Origin of the sequence: Streptomyces sp. NPDC050617, from assembly GCF_040654795.1 — a bacterium.
In the GTDB taxonomy this organism is placed as follows: Bacteria; Actinomycetota; Actinomycetes; order Streptomycetales; family Streptomycetaceae; genus Streptomyces.
In genome coordinates this window covers 196456-213134 of record NZ_JBFAIS010000003.1, presented here as the reverse complement: position 1 = coordinate 213134, position 16679 = coordinate 196456, and the positions used below count along the sequence as shown (strand labels likewise).

23 protein-coding genes are annotated in these 16679 nt (G+C 67.3%); 20 read left to right on the top strand and 3 right to left on the bottom strand.

Annotation, left to right across the window (positions count from 1 at the left end):
• Positions 1-14 precede the first annotated feature (14 nt).
• Both fusA and tuf read left to right on the top strand, forming a co-directional pair.
• Positions 15-2138, top strand: a complete 2124-nt coding sequence (gene fusA, locus AB0I49_RS06000; protein ID WP_363225600.1) for an elongation factor G — start codon at positions 15-17, stop codon at positions 2136-2138.
• Between the two features lie 170 nt (positions 2139-2308).
• Positions 2309-3502, top strand: a complete 1194-nt coding sequence (tuf, locus tag AB0I49_RS05995) for an elongation factor Tu (RefSeq protein ID WP_030890781.1) — start codon at positions 2309-2311, stop codon at positions 3500-3502.
• Between the two features lie 174 nt (positions 3503-3676).
• Here tuf and AB0I49_RS05990 read toward each other — a convergent pair whose 3' ends face one another.
• From AB0I49_RS05990 to AB0I49_RS05980, 3 genes are all read right to left on the bottom strand, one after another.
• Entirely contained in the window at positions 3677-5839 is a 2163-nt protein-coding gene (locus AB0I49_RS05990) for a PIG-L family deacetylase (protein ID WP_363225599.1), read from the bottom strand.
• A 222-nt stretch (positions 5840-6061) separates the two neighbouring features.
• A complete protein-coding gene (locus tag AB0I49_RS05985; protein ID WP_363225598.1) occupies positions 6062-6547 on the bottom strand; it encodes an ATP-binding protein in 486 nt (161 codons plus the stop codon).
• A gap of 253 nt (positions 6548-6800) precedes the next feature.
• Positions 6801-7703 (bottom strand): hypothetical protein, encoded by a 903-nt coding sequence (locus tag AB0I49_RS05980; protein WP_363225597.1) that lies wholly within the window; start codon positions 7701-7703, stop codon positions 6801-6803.
• A 517-nt stretch (positions 7704-8220) separates the two neighbouring features.
• On the opposite strand from AB0I49_RS05980, the gene rpsJ reads away from it, so the two are divergent.
• From rpsJ to rplR, 18 genes are all read left to right on the top strand, one after another.
• Entirely contained in the window at positions 8221-8529 is a 309-nt protein-coding gene (rpsJ, locus tag AB0I49_RS05975) for a 30S ribosomal protein S10 (protein WP_014054162.1), read from the top strand.
• Between the two features lie 13 nt (positions 8530-8542).
• Entirely contained in the window at positions 8543-9187 is a 645-nt protein-coding gene (gene rplC, locus AB0I49_RS05970; protein WP_363225596.1) for a 50S ribosomal protein L3, read from the top strand.
• Between the two features lie 8 nt (positions 9188-9195).
• Entirely contained in the window at positions 9196-9870 is a 675-nt protein-coding gene (rplD, locus tag AB0I49_RS05965; protein ID WP_362159568.1) for a 50S ribosomal protein L4, read from the top strand.
• Positions 9870-10199, top strand: a complete 330-nt coding sequence (rplW, locus tag AB0I49_RS05960; RefSeq protein WP_030890757.1) for a 50S ribosomal protein L23 — start codon at positions 9870-9872, stop codon at positions 10197-10199. Before rplD ends, rplW begins: the two co-directional genes overlap by 1 nt.
• Before the next feature lie 39 nt (positions 10200-10238).
• Positions 10239-11075, top strand: a complete 837-nt coding sequence (gene rplB, locus AB0I49_RS05955; RefSeq protein WP_363225595.1) for a 50S ribosomal protein L2 — start codon at positions 10239-10241, stop codon at positions 11073-11075.
• Between the two features lie 12 nt (positions 11076-11087).
• On the top strand, positions 11088-11369 hold the full coding sequence (gene rpsS, locus AB0I49_RS05950; RefSeq protein ID WP_363134915.1) for a 30S ribosomal protein S19: 282 nt from the start codon (positions 11088-11090) through the stop codon (positions 11367-11369).
• Positions 11370-11410: 41 nt separating this feature from the next.
• The gene (gene rplV / locus AB0I49_RS05945; RefSeq protein ID WP_030619142.1) at positions 11411-11758 is read left to right on the top strand and encodes a 50S ribosomal protein L22; all 348 of its coding nucleotides are present in this window, start codon (positions 11411-11413) and stop codon (positions 11756-11758) included.
• Entirely contained in the window at positions 11758-12600 is an 843-nt protein-coding gene (gene rpsC, locus AB0I49_RS05940; protein WP_030890746.1) for a 30S ribosomal protein S3, read from the top strand. Before rplV ends, rpsC begins: the two co-directional genes overlap by 1 nt.
• A 5-nt stretch (positions 12601-12605) precedes the next feature.
• Positions 12606-13025, top strand: coding sequence for a 50S ribosomal protein L16 (rplP, locus tag AB0I49_RS05935; RefSeq protein ID WP_030890744.1), 420 nt, complete (start codon positions 12606-12608; stop codon positions 13023-13025).
• Positions 13025-13249 (top strand): 50S ribosomal protein L29, encoded by a 225-nt coding sequence (gene rpmC / locus AB0I49_RS05930; RefSeq protein WP_030890741.1) that lies wholly within the window; start codon positions 13025-13027, stop codon positions 13247-13249. The genes rplP and rpmC overlap by 1 nt, the downstream gene beginning before the upstream one ends.
• Positions 13249-13530, top strand: a complete 282-nt coding sequence (gene rpsQ, locus AB0I49_RS05925) for a 30S ribosomal protein S17 (RefSeq protein ID WP_363225594.1) — start codon at positions 13249-13251, stop codon at positions 13528-13530. The genes rpmC and rpsQ overlap by 1 nt, the downstream gene beginning before the upstream one ends.
• Before the next feature lie 101 nt (positions 13531-13631).
• Entirely contained in the window at positions 13632-14000 is a 369-nt protein-coding gene (rplN, locus tag AB0I49_RS05920; RefSeq protein WP_003992364.1) for a 50S ribosomal protein L14, read from the top strand.
• 2 nt (positions 14001-14002) lie between these two features.
• Positions 14003-14326: a 50S ribosomal protein L24 gene (rplX, locus tag AB0I49_RS05915; RefSeq protein ID WP_030890730.1), complete on the top strand. Its 324-nt coding sequence runs from the start codon at positions 14003-14005 to the stop codon at positions 14324-14326.
• On the top strand, positions 14326-14886 hold the full coding sequence (gene rplE / locus AB0I49_RS05910) for a 50S ribosomal protein L5 (protein WP_030890727.1): 561 nt from the start codon (positions 14326-14328) through the stop codon (positions 14884-14886). Before rplX ends, rplE begins: the two co-directional genes overlap by 1 nt.
• Before the next feature lie 2 nt (positions 14887-14888).
• Positions 14889-15074: a type Z 30S ribosomal protein S14 gene (locus tag AB0I49_RS05905; RefSeq protein WP_030890724.1), complete on the top strand. Its 186-nt coding sequence runs from the start codon at positions 14889-14891 to the stop codon at positions 15072-15074.
• Between the two features lie 235 nt (positions 15075-15309).
• Complete coding sequence (rpsH, locus tag AB0I49_RS05900; RefSeq protein ID WP_363225593.1) at positions 15310-15708, top strand: 30S ribosomal protein S8; 399 nt, start codon at positions 15310-15312, stop codon at positions 15706-15708.
• A 21-nt stretch (positions 15709-15729) separates the two neighbouring features.
• Positions 15730-16269 carry a 50S ribosomal protein L6 gene (gene rplF / locus AB0I49_RS05895; RefSeq protein WP_363225592.1) on the top strand — a complete coding sequence of 180 codons (540 nt, stop codon included), beginning with the start codon at positions 15730-15732 and terminating at the stop codon, positions 16267-16269.
• A gap of 3 nt (positions 16270-16272) precedes the next feature.
• Entirely contained in the window at positions 16273-16656 is a 384-nt protein-coding gene (rplR, locus tag AB0I49_RS05890; RefSeq protein ID WP_030890718.1) for a 50S ribosomal protein L18, read from the top strand.
• Positions 16657-16679: the final 23 nt, after the last annotated feature.

Here is a 16679-nt window from a genome sequence, read left to right as displayed (position 1 = left end):
GAAGACTGAGCCATATGGCCACCACTTCGCTTGACCTGGCCAAGGTCCGCAATATCGGGATCATGGCCCACATCGACGCGGGCAAGACGACCACCACCGAGCGGATTCTGTTCTACACCGGTGTCTCCTACAAGATCGGTGAAGTCCACGACGGCGCTGCCACGATGGACTGGATGGAGCAGGAGCAGGAGCGCGGCATCACGATCACGTCTGCCGCGACGACCTGCCACTGGCCGCTGAACGACGTCGACCACACCATCAACATCATCGACACGCCGGGCCACGTCGACTTCACCGTCGAGGTGGAGCGTTCGCTGCGCGTGCTCGACGGTGCCGTGACGGTGTTCGACGGCGTCGCCGGTGTTGAGCCGCAGTCCGAGACGGTGTGGCGGCAGGCCGACCGCTACGGCGTGCCGCGCATCTGCTTCGTCAACAAGCTCGACCGCACCGGCGCCGAGTTCCACCGCTGCGTCGACATGATCGTCGACCGCCTCGGTGCGGTGCCGCTGGTCATGCAGCTCCCGATCGGCACCGAGGCCGACTTCAAGGGCGTCGTCGACCTCGTCGCCATGAAGGCGCTGGTCTGGAACGCCGAGGCCGCCAAGGGCGAGATGTACGACACCGTCGACATCCCGGAGACCCACACCGAGGCCGCCGAGGAGTGGCGCGGCAAGCTGCTCGAGGCCGTCGCCGAGAACGACGAGGCCATGATGGAGCTGTACCTGGAGGGCGAGGAGCCCACCCAGGACCAGCTGATGGAGGCCATCCGCCGCATCACCATCGCCTCGACCGGCGCCGAGGGCACCGTCACGGTCACCCCCGTGTTCTGCGGTACCGCGTTCAAGAACAAGGGCGTGCAGCCGCTGCTCGACGCCGTCGTGCGCTACCTGCCGTCGCCGCTGGACGTCGACGCCGTCGAGGGCCACTCCGTCAAGGACGAGGACGAGGTCATCAAGCGCCGTCCGTCCGAGGACGAGCCCTTCGCCGGCCTGGCGTTCAAGATCGCGAGCGACCCGCACCTCGGCAAGCTCACCTTCGTCCGGGTGTACTCGGGCCGCATGGAGACCGGCTCCCAGGTGCTGAACTCCGTTAAGGGCAAGAAGGAGCGCATCGGCAAGATCTACCGGATGCACGCGAACAAGCGTGAGGAGATCGAGGGCGTGGGCGCCGGCGACATCGTCGCCGTCATGGGTCTCAAGCAGACCACCACGGGCGAGACCCTCTGCGACGCGGGCCAGCCGGTGATCCTGGAGTCCATGAACTTCCCCGCTCCGGTGATCGAGGTCGCCATCGAGCCGAAGTCCAAGGGCGACCAGGAGAAGCTGGGTGTCGCCATCCAGCGCCTCGCCGAGGAGGACCCGTCCTTCCAGGTCGTCACCGACGAGGAGACCGGCCAGACCATCATCAAGGGGATGGGCGAGCTCCACCTCGACGTGCTGGTCGACCGGATGCGCCGTGAGTTCCGGGTCGAGGCGAACGTCGGCAAGCCGCAGGTCGCGTACCGCGAGACGCTGCGCAAGGCCGTCGAGCGCATCGACTACACGCACAAGAAGCAGACTGGTGGTTCCGGCCAGTTCGCCAAGGTGCAGATGGCGATCGAGCCCCTTGAGGGTGACGGGTACGAGTTCGAGAACAAGGTCACCGGCGGCCGCATCCCGCGGGAGTACATCCCGTCCGTGGACCAGGGCTGCCAGGAGGCCATGCAGTTCGGTGTTCTCGCCGGCTACCCGCTGACCGGCGTCAAGGTGACACTGCTCGACGGTGGCTACCACGACGTCGACTCCTCGGAGATGGCGTTCAAGATCGCCGGTTCCATGGCGTTCAAGGAAGGTGCCCGCAAGGCGTCGCCGGCTCTGCTCGAGCCGATGATGGCCGTCGAGGTCACCACCCCCGAGGACTACATGGGCGATGTCATCGGTGACATCAACTCCCGCCGTGGGCAGATCCAGTCCATGGAGGACCGCAGCGGCGCCAAGCTCGTCAAGGGTCTGGTTCCGCTGTCGGAGATGTTCGGCTACGTCGGAGACCTCCGCAGCAAGACCTCGGGTCGCGCAAGCTACTCGATGCAGTTCGACTCCTACGCCGAGGTTCCGCGGAACGTCGCCGAGGAGATCATCGCCAAGGCCAAGGGCGAGTGACTCCGTCCGCACGGACGAGTCGCACACCTTAGGCTAGAAACCGAAAGCCGGGGCATTCCTCAGCAGGCCGTATGGAATGCGGTGGAAGCCCCGGCGGACGGCACCCCAGCAAAGATCACCTGGCGCCGATGAAGTAAGGCGTACCAGAACCACTCCACAGGAGGACCCCAGTGGCGAAGGCGAAGTTCGAGCGGACTAAGCCGCACGTCAACATCGGCACCATCGGTCACATCGACCACGGTAAGACGACGCTGACCGCGGCGATTACCAAGGTGCTGCACGACGCGTACCCGGACCTGAACGAGGCCTCGGCCTTCGACCAGATCGACAAGGCTCCTGAGGAGCGCCAGCGCGGTATCACGATCTCCATCGCGCACGTCGAGTACCAGACGGAGAACCGTCACTACGCGCACGTCGACTGCCCCGGTCACGCGGACTACATCAAGAACATGATCACGGGTGCCGCGCAGATGGACGGCGCCATCCTCGTGGTCGCCGCCACCGACGGCCCGATGCCGCAGACCAAGGAGCACGTGCTCCTGGCCCGCCAGGTCGGCGTTCCGTACATCGTCGTCGCCCTGAACAAGGCCGACATGGTGGACGACGAGGAGATCCTGGAGCTCGTCGAGCTCGAGGTCCGTGAGCTCCTCTCCGAGTACGAGTTCCCGGGCGACGAGCTCCCGGTCGTCAAGGTCTCCGCGCTGAAGGCGCTGGAGGGCGACAAGGAGTGGGGCCAGTCGGTCCTGAACCTGATGCAGGCCGTCGACGACTCCATCCCGTCCCCGGAGCGCGACACCGACAAGCCGTTCCTGATGCCGATCGAGGACGTCTTCACGATCACCGGTCGCGGTACGGTCGTCACCGGCCGCATCGAGCGTGGTGTCCTCAAGGTCAACGAGACCGTCGACATCATCGGCATCAAGCAGGACAAGACCACGACCACGGTCACGGGCATCGAGATGTTCCGGAAGCTGCTGGACGAGGGTCAGGCCGGTGAGAACGTCGGTCTGCTGCTCCGCGGCATCAAGCGCGAGGACGTCGAGCGCGGCCAGGTCATCATCAAGCCCGGCTCGGTCACCCCGCACACGGAGTTCGAGGCGCAGGCGTACATCCTGTCGAAGGACGAGGGTGGCCGCCACACCCCGTTCTTCAACAACTACCGCCCGCAGTTCTACTTCCGTACCACGGACGTGACCGGCGTCGTGACCCTCCCCGAGGGCACCGAGATGGTCATGCCGGGCGACAACACCGCCATGTCCGTCCAGCTGATCCAGCCGGTCGCCATGGAGGAGGGCCTGAAGTTCGCCATCCGTGAGGGTGGCCGGACCGTGGGCGCCGGCCAGGTCACCAAGATCGTCAAGTGACGATCCGGCTGATCTGACCGCTCTTCGGAGCTGTACGCCAGAGGCCCTGTCCACTTCGGTGGGCAGGGCCTCTGGCTTTTCGCGTATCTCGGGGCGTACGTACGGCGGGCAAGGCGAAGGCCCGTACGCGCCGGGGAGGGCGTACGGGCCTGGGGCGGCCTTAAAGGCTGCGGGTTACGTGTGCTCGCCGGGCTTCGGGCGCCAGATCCACGGCACGGCCTCCGGGCCCATGCCCACGACGCACAGCTTGTGGTCGGCGTCCGCGAGCAGCGACACGGTGCCCACCGGTACGAACTGGGCGGGGGAACGCAGCGGCGTGGCGCCGGGGGAGACGCTGTCCTGGAGCTGCACGCCGCCGTTGGTGGCGCGGCCCAGCATCATGACGGAGTCCTTGCTGCCGCGCACGGCCAGCGTGTGGGCGCCGATCGGCCCGTAGCCGTCGAAATGCTTGAGCGTGCTGCTCGTCATCGACTTCGCGTCGATGTCGGCGGCCGTCTGCTGGGCGTCGCCGCCCAGGTCCGGCGGGGTGAAGGTGTGCACGACGGGCTGCGCGGCGGCGGGGGTGCGGTAGACGACGGTGATCGACCCGTCCGGGGCGAGGGTGGCGCCCGGCTGGCCGCCGGGCTGCGGCAGGCCGTCCAGCGGCTGGAAGTAGACGGCCTGGCCGGGGGCGTCCTGGGTCCAGTGGTGGACGGCGTCGCGGCCGGGGCCGAAGACGTGGACGCGCTTCTGCTTGTCCAGCATCACGGTCACGCCTTCCTGGATCTCGGCGCCGCCGATGTCCTTCCAGCCGCTCCAGTGGCCGTTCGGCTCGCGGACGCGGGTGGCGAGGCCCTTGTCGGCCGTACGGGCGAACAGGTGCACCCGGCCGTCGGGGGTGGCGATCGCGGTGGGGCAGCCGACGCGTCTGCCGCGCCATGCCTTGCGCTCGGGGTTGCCGAGTCCGGTCCACGCCTTGAACGGGCCGTCGGGGGAGCGCTGCTCCAGCATGACGATCTCGCGGGTGTTCGCGCGGCCCTGGCCTTCGAGGGCGGAGAAGCGCAGCGCGAAGATGAGCCGGCGGCCCTTGGAGTCCTTGACGGAGGACAGCGTGGGGGCGAGCGGGCCGCCGCCGAGGTTCTGCGGGGTGGCCCAGCGGCCGCTGCCGGGGCTGGTCTCGCGCCAGCGGACGGCCTGGGTGCCCAGCACGCCGTACGCCTCCAGGCGGCCCGCCTTGTCGGTGGACGTGGCGGGCAGGGCGCCGGGGTAGCGGTAGTGGGTGGAGCGGATCCACGCCTTGCGGTTGCGCATCGAGCGGTCGCCGCCCTGGCCGTAGTCGCCGCAGCCGCCGGGGTTGCCGCAGTCCCAGTGCGGGTCGCCGCCGTAGGCGTTGACGAGCTTGCGCTTCTGGTCGACGACGTCCAGCGGGAGATTGTGCGGCCAGCGCTGGTTGTAGTAGCCGCGGAAGGACGTCGTGGTGAACGGCGGGGCCTTGCGGTCGCGCTTGGTGGCGTCGGCCACCCACTGCGACATCGCCTTCCAGGTGAAGAGCGCCGTCGGGGTGTGGTCCCGGTGGTCGGAGCACGACCCGTAGTCGTTGTCCTTGGGGTGCGTGGCGTCGTGCACCTGGAACTCGGGGTCCGGGTCCATCGTGTGGATCACGGTGGGCTTGAAGCGGTCCATGATGCCGGCCAGCACGTCGACGAGGGTGTCGTGGGTGTACTTGCTGACCGTCTGGCACGGCGAGTCGGCGGCCGCCATCGAGCGCATCACGGCGCCCGGCTTGTCCCACAGGGCCGGTATTCGCACCTCGCCGGGGGAGAGCATCGCGATGTTGAGGAAGATCAACTGGGCGTGGAGGTTGCCGTGCGACAACACGTTGGCCTCGGCCTTGACGCCGCCCGGCAGGTCGATGACCGACTTCTGCCAGGGCGTGAACTTGTCCACGCCGAGCATGGTCGCGTACGCCTGGCGCAGGCCCTGGTGGCGGGAGGAGGAGTAGGCGGCCTTGTCCGGCTTGGACTTCGGCATGCCCTTGATCCAGTTCTTGCCGATCGCCTCGCCGGCCGTCACGTACACGGAGACGACCGGGACGCCGGAGCGCACGATGTGCTCGGCGTCCGGGTTCATGAAGTACAGGTCGTCGTCCGGGTGGGCCATGACCTGCAGCAGCAGCGACTTCTTGTCGCCCGTGAAAGACTCGGTGGCGTTCGGGTTGACGGCGCGCACGGGCGAGGCGGAGGCCGACGACTTCCCGCTACCGCCGCCGCTGCATCCCGCCGCCGCCACCGCTGTGGCCGCGGCGAGCCCGGCCAGCGCGGACCGACGCGATATGCCCGAGCGCTCTGAGATGTTCAACTCCGTGACTCCGTCCCTTTGTGCAGCACGCAAGCCCCGGCTGCCCCGTGCGTGATAAGGGACGGTGAGAGATTCGCGTAGGTTGCCCAAGACCGGGACAAAGCCGGTTACGAAATGGACAAGCACATATTCTCTCGTATCCCGGCGGGGTGGATTGACATAGCCGCCGGTCGGAGTACTGGCCAGGGTGAATCCGGGCGTCCGGGGTACCGGACCGCACCGCTAGCCCCGCCGTCCGGTGGGCGGCTGCTCCCGCACCCGGTACGGCGCCGGAAGGTCCAGTTCCGCCCAGACCCTCTTGCAGGGGGCCGGGCCCGGCTCCGTACCCCAGCGATCGGCGTACGCCTCGACCAGGAGGAGGCCGCGGCCCGTCTCCTCGGCCTCCGCGGCCGCCGCGGGGGCGGCGGCGGACGGAGAGCGGTCGCCGCGGGCGTCGGTGACCTCGATACGGAGAGTGCTCGCCGTCACCGTCATGCCGAGGCGGAAATCGCGGCCCGGCACGCGACCGTGCGACACGGCGTTCGCGGCCAGCTCCGCGACGACCTGCTCCCCCGCCTCGAACGGCAGCCCCCATGAGCGGAGCTGCTCCGTCGCGAGCAATCGGGCCAGCCGGGCGCCGCGGCGGGTGGGGGACAGCTGGACGCGGAATCGACGGGTGGGGGAGACCGGGTGGGGGGCGCTGCGCTGAGCGACAGATTCGTGATTCACATCACTTAGCGTGTCCGCAGATGCGCACGCTGAAAAGTGATGACACCGGTACGTACCGGCACCGGGTACAGCTCCGGCGCGAAACCTGCGGGTTCCGCGCCGGATGGGTGGTCCCGACCGCCCTTGCGGACCGGGCTCAGTCCTCTACGAGGACGTCCGCCAGCGAGCCGGCGTGGACGGCGCGGGCGGCTCTGCCTTCGGACCGCAGCTGCTCGGAGGTCTCCGAGCGGAAGAAGGGCAGAGGGGGCCGGTATCAGGCCTCGGCGTCTTCGAAGAGGTCCGCAGTCGAGTCGGCGGTATTGACGCGAGCCAGCCAGGTGAAGAGCGTTTCGATGTCCTGGCAGGCGGTGATGCGTTCCCGTGCTTCGTCGGAGACTTCGATTCCGCGCTGGTCGAGAAGGGTCAGGATCGACTTGGCCACTCCCACGGCCTCGCCCTTGGCGACTCCCACGGCTTCGCCCTCGGCCCGTAGCCGCTGGGAGGTTTCCGAGCGGAAGAAAGAGAGGTCGGCTGCCATGAGGTCCCTCCAGATCTGAGCTGCCGGGGCTTTGCCCAGGCCGAGTTCGGTGAGTTCGATGAAGATGCGGGCGGTGTCCTGGTCGACTGTCTTCAGGGCCGAAGCGAGGGCTTTGAGTATGGCATCGGCGTTCGGCTCGCGACCGTGAGTGATGGCCGAGAGCGTCGCCAGCGGGATGTCGCGGGCGGCGACGGAGACGTCGGTGATGACGGGGACGTTGTGCGGGCCCAGGACGAGCGGCCGGAGCGTGAGCGCGGGCCACTGGGCGGGGCCGATGGCGAAGGGGCCGGAGGCCCAGGCGGCGGTGGTCTTGTCCTGGCACACCACCAGGAGTACGGGCGGCGTGCCGTACTTCGCCCACAGGTGCGCCACGTAGTACGCCCAGCTCGCCGGCTTGGCGGAGTCCTTCTTCCCCTGAGCCTCCACGGCGAGGAGGAAGCCGTCGTCCTCCGCCGTGTCGAATCGCAGCAGGGTGTCCACCCGGCGTTCCAGCGGCTTGGTCTCCGTGAGATCCGTGGGCAGGAGCGACACCGCTACGGGGTCGCCGAAAGGGATGCCGAGCGCCCGGAAGGTACGGGCGAAGATCCCCGGATCCTCCTGGAAGATCCGGTGCATCGCCTCATGGGATGAGCTGACCATGAGGCGGACGCTATGGGCTGTCCGGGTGAGTTATGCGTAACCCATCCGGTTTTCACTCTTAGTGATGAGGGAGTCGCGCATTGGGTGACGGGTGACGCGTCGAAGTGGCGCGCCGGGGTGGTGCGCGCTTGTGGGTCGGTGGAGTGGGGTACGCTGCCCCGCTTCGATTGGCCAGCCTTGTGCCCCGTATGGCAGACTGTCGGGGTTGCTCGGTTGAGTGCCGATGCTGCGCGCCTCCCGCCGGGAGGACTGGAAGCGAGTCCCGCAGTACTCGTCACCCCGCTGCTCCGTATCCGGAGGATCAGGGTGGAAGTACGGGAATCTTCCGGGAAGCGTCAGCGCGGTCCCGGCCAGGCACTCGGTGGGTGCTTTCCCCCACGAACCCCTTCGCAGGGAATTCCTCTTCTTGAGGGATTTCACCGGAAGGGGTGCGACACGCCCGACCGCGTGGGTCGGAGGGAAGGCGCGTACAAACCGAGTCCCAGAGCGTTACGAGAGACAGGACTACGAAGTAGCCATGGCGGGACAGAAGATCCGCATCCGGCTCAAGGCCTACGACCACGAGGTCATCGACTCCTCGGCGAAGAAGATCGTCGAGACGGTGACTCGCACTGGTGCGTCGGTCGCGGGCCCGGTGCCGCTGCCCACAGAGAAGAACGTGTACTGCGTCATCAAGTCGCCGCACAAGTACAAGGACGCGCGCGAGCACTTCGAGATGCGTACGCACAAGCGCCTCATCGACATCCTCGACCCCACGCCGAAGACGGTTGACTCGCTCATGCGCCTCGACCTGCCGGCGGGCGTCGACATCGAGATCAAGCTCTGAGGTGACGCGCGAGATGGCTAAGCAGATTAAGGGCGTCCTGGGCGAGAAGCTCGGCATGACCCAGGTCTGGGACGAGAACAACCGGGTCGTCCCGGTGACCGTCGTCAAGGCCGGGCCCTGCGTCGTGACCCAGGTCCGCAAGAACGATGTCGATGGCTACGAGTCGGTCCAGATCGCCTTCGGCGAGATCGACCCGCGCAAGGTGAACAAGCCTCTCAAGGGCCACTTCGCCAAGGCCGACGTGACCCCGCGCCGCCACCTGGTGGAGCTGCGGACCTCCGACGCCGCCGAGTACACGCTCGGCCAGGAAGTCACCGCCGCCGTGTTCGAGTCGGGCGTCAAGGTCGACGTCACCGGCAAGAGCAAGGGCAAGGGCTTCGCCGGTGTCATGAAGCGTCACAACTTCAAGGGCCTGGGCGCCGGTCACGGTACCCAGCGCAAGCACCGCTCGCCCGGCTCCATCGGTGGCTGCGCCACCCCGGGCCGCGTGTTCAAGGGCCTGCGCATGGCGGGCCGCATGGGCAACGAGCGGGTCACCACCCAGAACCTGACCGTTCACGCCGTTGACGCGGAGAAGGGCCTGCTCCTGATCAAGGGAGCGGTTCCTGGTCCGAATGGCGGCCTCGTCCTGGTCCGTACCGCGGCCAAGGGGGCCTGAGGTAACCGATGAGCACCATTGACATCCTTTCGCCGGCAGGCGACAAGGCCGGGACCGTCGAACTCCCCGAGGGGATCTTCGGCGCGCAGGTCAGCATTCCGCTGATCCACCAGGTCGTCGTCGCCCAGCTGGCCGCTGCCCGCCAGGGCACGCACAAGACCAAGACCCGTGGCGAGGTCCGCGGCGGCGGCAAGAAGCCGTACCGCCAGAAGGGCACCGGCCGCGCCCGTCAGGGCTCGACCCGCGCCCCGCAGTTCGCCGGCGGCGGCGTCGTGCACGGCCCCGTGCCGCGCGACTACTCGCAGCGGACCCCCAAGAAGATGAAGGCCGCCGCCCTCCGCGGCGCCCTCTCCGACCGGGCGCGCCACTCCCGTGTCCACGTCGTCACCGGCGTGGTCGAGGGCGAGGTCTCCACGAAGGCCGCGAAGACCCTGTTCGGCAAGATCAGCGAGCGCAAGAACCTGCTCCTGGTCGCCGACCGGTCCGACGAGGCCGCGTGGCTCTCCGCCCGCAACCTGCCCCAGGTGCACATCCTGGAGCCGGGCCAGCTGAACACGTACGACGTGCTCGTCTCCGACGACGTGGTCTTCACGCAGGCTGCCTTCGAGTCCTTCGTGGCCGGTCCGGCCGCGTCTGCCAAGGCTGTCGCCTCCGAGGCCGAGCTCGAAGGGAGCGAAGCCTGATGAGTGAGACCGCAGCGGTCATCACCAGCAAGACCTTCACGGACCCCCGTGACATCCTGGTCAAGCCGGTGGTCTCCGAGAAGAGCTACGCGTTGCTGGACGAGAACAAGTACACGTTCATCGTCGACCCGCGTGCCAACAAGACCCAGATCAAGCAGGCCGTCGAGGCGGTCTTCTCGGTCAAGGTCTCCGGGGTCAACACGATCAACCGGCCGGGCAAGCGCAAGCGCACCCGCACCGGTTTCGGCAAGCGCAAGGACACCAAGCGCGCCATCGTGACCCTCGTTGAGGGCGACCGAATCGACATCTTCGGCGGCCCGGTCTCCTAACGGAGTCCGTGTCGTCCGATATCGGACGAGGACTGAGAAATGGGTATCCGCAAGTACAAGCCGACGACCCCGGGCCGTCGTGGCTCCAGCGTCGCCGACTTTGTCGAGATCACGCGGTCCACGCCGGAGAAGTCGCTGGTCCGCCCCCTGCACAGCAAGGGCGGCCGTAACAACGCCGGTCGTGTGACCGTTCGCCACCAGGGCGGTGGCCACAAGCGCGCCTACCGAGTGATCGACTTCCGTCGTCACGACAAGGACGGCGTGCCGGCCAAGGTCGCGCACATCGAGTACGACCCGAACCGCACCGCGCGCATCGCGCTGCTCCACTACATGGACGGCGAGAAGCGCTACATCCTCGCCCCGGCCAAGCTCTCGCAGGGCGACCGGGTCGAGAACGGCCCCGGCGCCGACATCAAGCCGGGCAACAACCTCCCGCTGCGCAACATCCCGGTGGGTACGGTCATCCATGCCATCGAGATGCGCCCCGGCGGCGGCGCGAAGATCGCTCGCTCCGCGGGTTCTTCGGTCCAGCTGCTGGCGAAGGAGGGCACGTACGCCCACCTGCGCATGCCCTCCGGCGAGGTCCGGCTGGTCGACATCCGCTGCCGCGCCACTGTGGGCGAGGTCGGCAACGCCGAGCAGTCGAACATCAACTGGGGCAAGGCCGGCCGTATGCGCTGGAAGGGCGTTCGCCCGACCGTCCGCGGTGTCGCCATGAACCCCGTTGACCACCCGCACGGTGGTGGTGAGGGCAAGACCTCCGGTGGTCGCCACCCGGTCTCGCCGTGGGGTCAGAAGGAGGGTCGTACTCGCTCGCCGAAGAAGGCCAGCAACAAGTACATCGTCCGCCGCCGCAAGACGAACAAGAAGCGCTAGGAGCGGGTTTAGATGCCGCGTAGTCTCAAGAAGGGGCCCTTCGTCGACGACCACCTGATCAAGAAGGTGGACGTTCAGAACGAGGCCGGTACCCACAACGTCATCAAGACCTGGTCCCGTCGCTCCATGATCGTGCCGGCCATGCTCGGCCACACGCTCGCGGTGCACAACGGCAAGACCCATGTTCCGGTGTTCGTCACCGAGTCCATGGTCGGCCACAAGCTCGGCGAGTTTGCGCCGACCCGCACCTTCCGCGGCCACGTCAAGGACGACCGCAAGTCGAAGCGCCGCTAAGGCGGGGTGCGAAGACTATGACTGACACCGAAGGGACAACCATGGAAGCCAGGGCCCAGGCGCGGTACATCCGCGTCACGCCCATGAAGGCCCGCCGCGTGGTGGACCTTATCCGTGGCATGGACGCCACGGAGGCTCAGGCGGTCCTGCGTTTCGCCCCGCAGGCCGCGAGCGTGCCGGTGGGCAAGGTGCTGGACAGCGCCATTGCCAACGCCGCGCACAACTACGACCACACCGACGCCGACAGCCTCGTCATCTCCGAGGCGTACGTCGACGAGGGCCCGACCCTGAAGCGGTTCCGTCCGCGCGCCCAGGGCCGCGCCTACCGGATCCGCAAGCGGACCAGCCACATCACCGTGGTCGTCAGCAGCAAGGAAGGAACCCGGTAATGGGCCAGAAGGTTAACCCGCACGGGTTCCGACTCGGCATTACCACCGACTTCAAGTCGCGTTGGTACGCCGACAAGCTGTACAAGGACTACGTCAAGGAAGACGTCGCCATTCGTCGCATGATGACGAAGGGCATGGAGCGCGCCGGCATCTCCAAGGTCGAGATCGAGCGCACCCGTGACCGCGTCCGCGTCGACATCCACACCGCCCGGCCGGGCATCGTCATCGGCCGTCGCGGCGCGGAGGCCGACCGCATCCGCGGCGAGCTGGAGAAGCTGACCGGCAAGCAGGTTCAGCTGAACATCCTCGAGGTCAAGAACCCCGAGGTGGACGCTCAGCTGGTGGCCCAGGCCGTCGCCGAGCAGCTCTCCTCGCGCGTTTCCTTCCGTCGTGCCATGCGCAAGAGCATGCAGTCCACGATGAAGGCCGGTGCCAAGGGCATCAAGATCCAGTGCGGCGGCCGTCTCGGCGGCGCCGAGATGTCCCGTTCGGAGTTCTACCGCGAGGGCCGTGTGCCCCTGCACACGCTCCGCGCCAACGTGGACTACGGCTTCTTCGAGGCCAAGACGACCTTCGGCCGCATCGGCGTGAAGGTCTGGATCTACAAGGGCGACGTCAAGAACATCGCCGAGGTCCGCGCCGAGAACGCGGCCGCGCGTGCGGGCAACCGCCCGTCCCGCGGTGGCGCGGGCGGCAGCGACCGTCCGGCCCGTGGCGGCCGTGGCGGCGAGCGCGGCGGCCGTGGGCGCAAGCCCCAGCAGCAGTCGGCGCCGGCTGCCGAGGCCCCCAAGGCCGAGGCCGCTGCCGCTCCGGCCGCTGAGAGCACCGGAACGGAGGCCTGACCGACATGCTGATCCCTCGCAGGGTCAAGCACCGCAAGCAGCACCACCCGAAGCGTTCGGGCATGGCCAAGGGCGGCACCGAGATCGCGTTCGGTGAGTACGGCATCCAGGCGGTGACCCCGGCCTACGTGACGAACCGTCAGATCGAGGCCGCCCGTATCGCCATGACCCGCCACATCAAGCGTGGCGGCAAGGTCTGGATCAACATCTACCCGGACCGGCCGCTCACGAAGAAGCCCGCCGAGACCCGCATGGGTTCCGGTAAGGGTTCGCCGGAGTGGTGGATCGCGAACGTCAAGCCCGGTCGGGTGATGTTCGAGCTGTCCTACCCGAACGAGAAGGTCGCTAAGGAGGCGCTGACCCGCGCCGCCCACAAGCTTCCGATGAAGTGCCGCATCGTGCGGCGCGAGGCAGGTGAGTCGTGATGGCGGCCGGTACCAAGGCGACCGAGCTGCGTGAGCTGAACGACGAGGATCTCGTCGCGAAGCTCCGTGAGGCCAAGGAGGAGCTGTTCAACCTCCGCTTCCAGGCGGCGACCGGACAGCTCGAAAACCACGGCCGGCTGAAGGCCGTCCGCAAGGACATCGCCCGGATCTACACCCTGATGCGTGAGCGCGAGCTCGGCATCGAGACGGTGGAGAGCGCCTGATGAGCGAGATGAATGTGACTGAGACGAACGAGCGCGGCTTCCGCAAGACCCGTGAGGGCCTCGTGGTGAGCGACAAGATGGACAAGACCGTCGTCGTCGCCGTCGAGGACCGCGTCAAGCACGCGCTGTACGGCAAGGTCATGCGCCGTACGAACAAGCTCAAGGCGCACGACGAGCAGAACGCCGCCGGTGTCGGCGACCGCGTCCTCCTCATGGAGACCCGGCCGCTGTCCGCCACGAAGCGCTGGCGGATCGTCGAGATCCTCGAAAAGGCCAAGTAATTCCCGAGGGGTTTCCCTCAGGAGAGTTCCGCCAGGCTCGGTGAGGTCCGTGACGCGTTCACGGACCTCGCCGGGAACCGGCAGACGATCAGGAGATAGACGTGATCCAGCAGGAGTCGCGACTTCGGGTCGCCGACAACACTGGTGCCAAGGAAATCCTTTGCATCCGTGTTCTCGGCGGCTCGGGTCGCCGCTACGCGGGCATCGGTGACGTCATCGTCGCCACCGTCAAGGATGCGATCCCCGGTGGCAACGTGAAGAAGGGTGACGTCATCAAGGCGGTCATCGTGCGCACCGTCAAGGAGCGCCGCCGTCCCGATGGCTCGTACATCCGCTTCGACGAGAACGCCGCCGTCATTCTGAAGAACGACGGTGACCCTCGCGGCACCCGCATCTTCGGCCCGGTCGGCCGTGAGCTGCGCGAGAAGAAGTTCATGAAGATCATCTCGCTCGCGCCGGAGGTGCTGTAACCATGAAGGTCAAGAAGGGCGACCTGGTTCAGGTCATCACCGGTAAGGACAAGGGCAAGCAGGGCAAGGTCATCGTGGCCTACCCCGCCGACGACCGCGTCCTCGTCGAGGGTGTCAACCGGGTCAAGAAGCACACCAAGGCCGGCCAGACGGCTCGTGGTTCGAAGACCGGCGGCATTGTCACGACCGAGGCCCCCATCCACGTGAGCAATGTTCAGCTCGTCGTGGAGAAGGACGGCAAGAAGGTCGTCACCCGCGTCGGATACCGCTTCGACGACGAGGGCAACAAGATCCGCGTTGCCAAGCGGACGGGTGAGGACATCTGATGACTGCCACCACCAACGCGCCGCGTCTCAAGACGCGCTACCGCGAAGAGATCGTGGGCAAGCTGCGTGAGCAGTTCTCGTACGAGAACGTCATGCAGGTCCCCGGTCTGACCAAGATCGTGGTCAACATGGGTGTGGGCGACGCCGCCCGCGACTCCAAGCTGATCGACGGCGCGATTCGCGACCTCACCACGATCACCGGCCAGAAGCCGGCCGTGACCAAGGCCCGCAAGTCGATCGCGCAGTTCAAGCTGCGCGAGGGGCAGCCCATCGGCTGCCACGTCACCCTCCGCGGTGACCGCATGTGGGAGTTCCTGGACCGTACGCTGTCGCTCGCGCTGCCGCGCATCCGCGACTTCCGTGGTCTGTCCCCGAAGCAGTTCGACGGCCGGGGCAACTACACCTTCGGTCTCACGGAGCAGGTCATGTTCCACGAGATCGACCAGGACAAGATCGACCGGGTCCGGGGCATGGACATCACCGTGGTCACCACGGCGACCAACGACGACGAGGGCCGGGCCCTGCTTCGTCACCTCGGCTTCCCGTTCAAGGAGAACTGACCGTGGCGAAGAAGGCACTGATCGCTAAGGCCGCCCGCAAGCCGAAGTTCGCTGTGCGCGCGTACAACCGCTGCCAGCGCTGCGGCCGGCCGCACTCCGTCTACCGCAAGTTCGGCCTCTGCCGTGTGTGCCTCCGTGAGATGGCTCACCGCGGCGAGCTGCCGGGCGTGACCAAGAGCTCCTGGTAATTCCCGACTTGGGAAACCAGGGCTCTCGGTAAGCATCCTGGACGGCGGGCCCCACCCGGATACTCGCGTAGAGTTGAAGGGTTGGGCGCCCGCCGCCCATGACCGCACGCGGGCTCTGCCCGCTTAAAGTCGCTTACTACGCCGTAGGTCCCCGCACCGCACCCGTCCCGGCCTTGACCGGGGAGAGGGATGGCGCAGACAGGAAACCGCGGCGAGAGAGGCCGAAGGCCAATTCATGACCATGACTGATCCGATCGCAGACATGCTGACCCGTCTGCGTAACGCGAACTCGGCGTACCACGACGAGGTCGCCATGCCGCACAGCAAGATCAAGTCGCACATCGCGGAGATCCTCCAGCAGGAGGGCTACATCACCGGCTGGAAGGTCGAGGACGCCGAGGTCGGCAAGAGCCTCGTCCTCGAGCTGAAGTTCGGCCCGAACCGCGAGCGCTCGATCGCCGGCATCAAGCGCATCTCCAAGCCGGGCCTGCGGGTCTACGCAAAGTCCACCAACCTGCCGAAGGTGCTCGGCGGCCTGGGCGTGGCGATCATCTCCACGTCCCACGGTCTCCTCACCGGTCAGCAGGCCAGCAAGAAGGGCGTGGGTGGGGAAGTCCTCGCCTACGTCTGGTAATCGGGAACGGAGGAATAGCCAATGTCGCGAATTGGACGGCTGCCCATCCAGGTTCCCGCTGGTGTGGACGTCACCATCGATGGCCGCACGGTTCAGGTGAAGGGCCCCAAGGGCGCTCTCTCCCACACCGTCGCCGCGCCCATCGAGGTCGCCAAGGGTGAGGACGGCGTACTGACCGTCACCCGCCCGAACGACGAGCGTCAGAACAAGGCCCTGCACGGCCTGTCCCGCACGCTGGTGGCGAACATGATCACCGGCGTGACCACGGGCTACAGCAAGGCTCTTGAGATCAGCGGTGTCGGCTACCGCGTCCAGGCGAAGGGCTCCAACCTGGAGTTCTCGCTGGGCTACAGCCACCCCATCCTCGTCGAGGCGCCCGAGGGCATCTCCTTCAAGGTCGAGTCCCCGACCAAGCTCAGCGTCGAGGGCATCGACAAGCAGAAGGTCGGCGAGGTCGCCGCCAACATCCGCAAGCTTCGCAAGCCCGACCCCTACAAGGCCAAGGGCGTGAAGTACGCGGGTGAGGTCATCCGCCGCAAGGTCGGAAAGGCTGGTAAGTAAGCCATGGCATACGGTGTGAAGATCGCGAAGGGTAACGCCCGCAAGGGTGCCGCCCTCAAGCGGCGCCACATCCGCGTACGCAAGCGGATTTCCGGCACGCCGGAGCGCCCGCGCCTCGTCGTGACGCGTTCCAACCGTCACATGGTGGCGCAGGTCATCGACGACATCGCGGGCCACACACTCGCGTCGGCGTCGACCCTGGACGCCTCCATCCGTGGCGGCGAGGCCGACAAGAGCGCCCAGGCCCAGCAGGTCGGCGCCCTGGTCGCCGAGCGTGCCAAGGCCGCCGGCGTCGAGGCCGTCGTGTTCGACCGCGGTGGCAACCAGTACGCCGGGCGCATTGCCGCTCTGGCGGACGCCGCCCGCGAAGCCGGGCTGAAGTTCTAAGCCCCGGTTCCGGAGCTAGCGGA

Excerpts from the sequence above, each read along its gene's own strand:
- fusA (WP_363225600.1), top strand. The coding sequence starts at position 15 with ATGGCCACCACTTCGCTTGACCTGGCCAAGGTCCGCAATATCGGGATC.
- AB0I49_RS05980 (WP_363225597.1), bottom strand. The coding sequence starts at position 7,703 with ATGGTCAGCTCATCCCATGAGGCGATGCACCGGATCTTCCAGGAGGAT.
- rpsJ (WP_014054162.1), top strand. The coding sequence starts at position 8,221 with ATGGCGGGACAGAAGATCCGCATCCGGCTCAAGGCCTACGACCACGAG.
- rplC (WP_363225596.1), top strand. The coding sequence starts at position 8,543 with ATGGCTAAGCAGATTAAGGGCGTCCTGGGCGAGAAGCTCGGCATGACC.
- rplD (WP_362159568.1), top strand. The coding sequence starts at position 9,196 with ATGAGCACCATTGACATCCTTTCGCCGGCAGGCGACAAGGCCGGGACC.
- rplW (WP_030890757.1), top strand. The coding sequence starts at position 9,870 with ATGAGTGAGACCGCAGCGGTCATCACCAGCAAGACCTTCACGGACCCC.
- rplB (WP_363225595.1), top strand. The coding sequence starts at position 10,239 with ATGGGTATCCGCAAGTACAAGCCGACGACCCCGGGCCGTCGTGGCTCC.
- rpsS (WP_363134915.1), top strand. The coding sequence starts at position 11,088 with ATGCCGCGTAGTCTCAAGAAGGGGCCCTTCGTCGACGACCACCTGATC.
- rplV (WP_030619142.1), top strand. The coding sequence starts at position 11,411 with ATGGAAGCCAGGGCCCAGGCGCGGTACATCCGCGTCACGCCCATGAAG.
- rpsC (WP_030890746.1), top strand. The coding sequence starts at position 11,758 with ATGGGCCAGAAGGTTAACCCGCACGGGTTCCGACTCGGCATTACCACC.
- rplP (WP_030890744.1), top strand. The coding sequence starts at position 12,606 with ATGCTGATCCCTCGCAGGGTCAAGCACCGCAAGCAGCACCACCCGAAG.
- rpmC (WP_030890741.1), top strand. The coding sequence starts at position 13,025 with ATGGCGGCCGGTACCAAGGCGACCGAGCTGCGTGAGCTGAACGACGAG.
- rpsQ (WP_363225594.1), top strand. The coding sequence starts at position 13,249 with ATGAGCGAGATGAATGTGACTGAGACGAACGAGCGCGGCTTCCGCAAG.
- rplX (WP_030890730.1), top strand. The coding sequence starts at position 14,003 with ATGAAGGTCAAGAAGGGCGACCTGGTTCAGGTCATCACCGGTAAGGAC.
- rplE (WP_030890727.1), top strand. The coding sequence starts at position 14,326 with ATGACTGCCACCACCAACGCGCCGCGTCTCAAGACGCGCTACCGCGAA.
- rpsH (WP_363225593.1), top strand. The coding sequence starts at position 15,310 with ATGACCATGACTGATCCGATCGCAGACATGCTGACCCGTCTGCGTAAC.
- rplF (WP_363225592.1), top strand. The coding sequence starts at position 15,730 with ATGTCGCGAATTGGACGGCTGCCCATCCAGGTTCCCGCTGGTGTGGAC.
- rplR (WP_030890718.1), top strand. The coding sequence starts at position 16,273 with ATGGCATACGGTGTGAAGATCGCGAAGGGTAACGCCCGCAAGGGTGCC.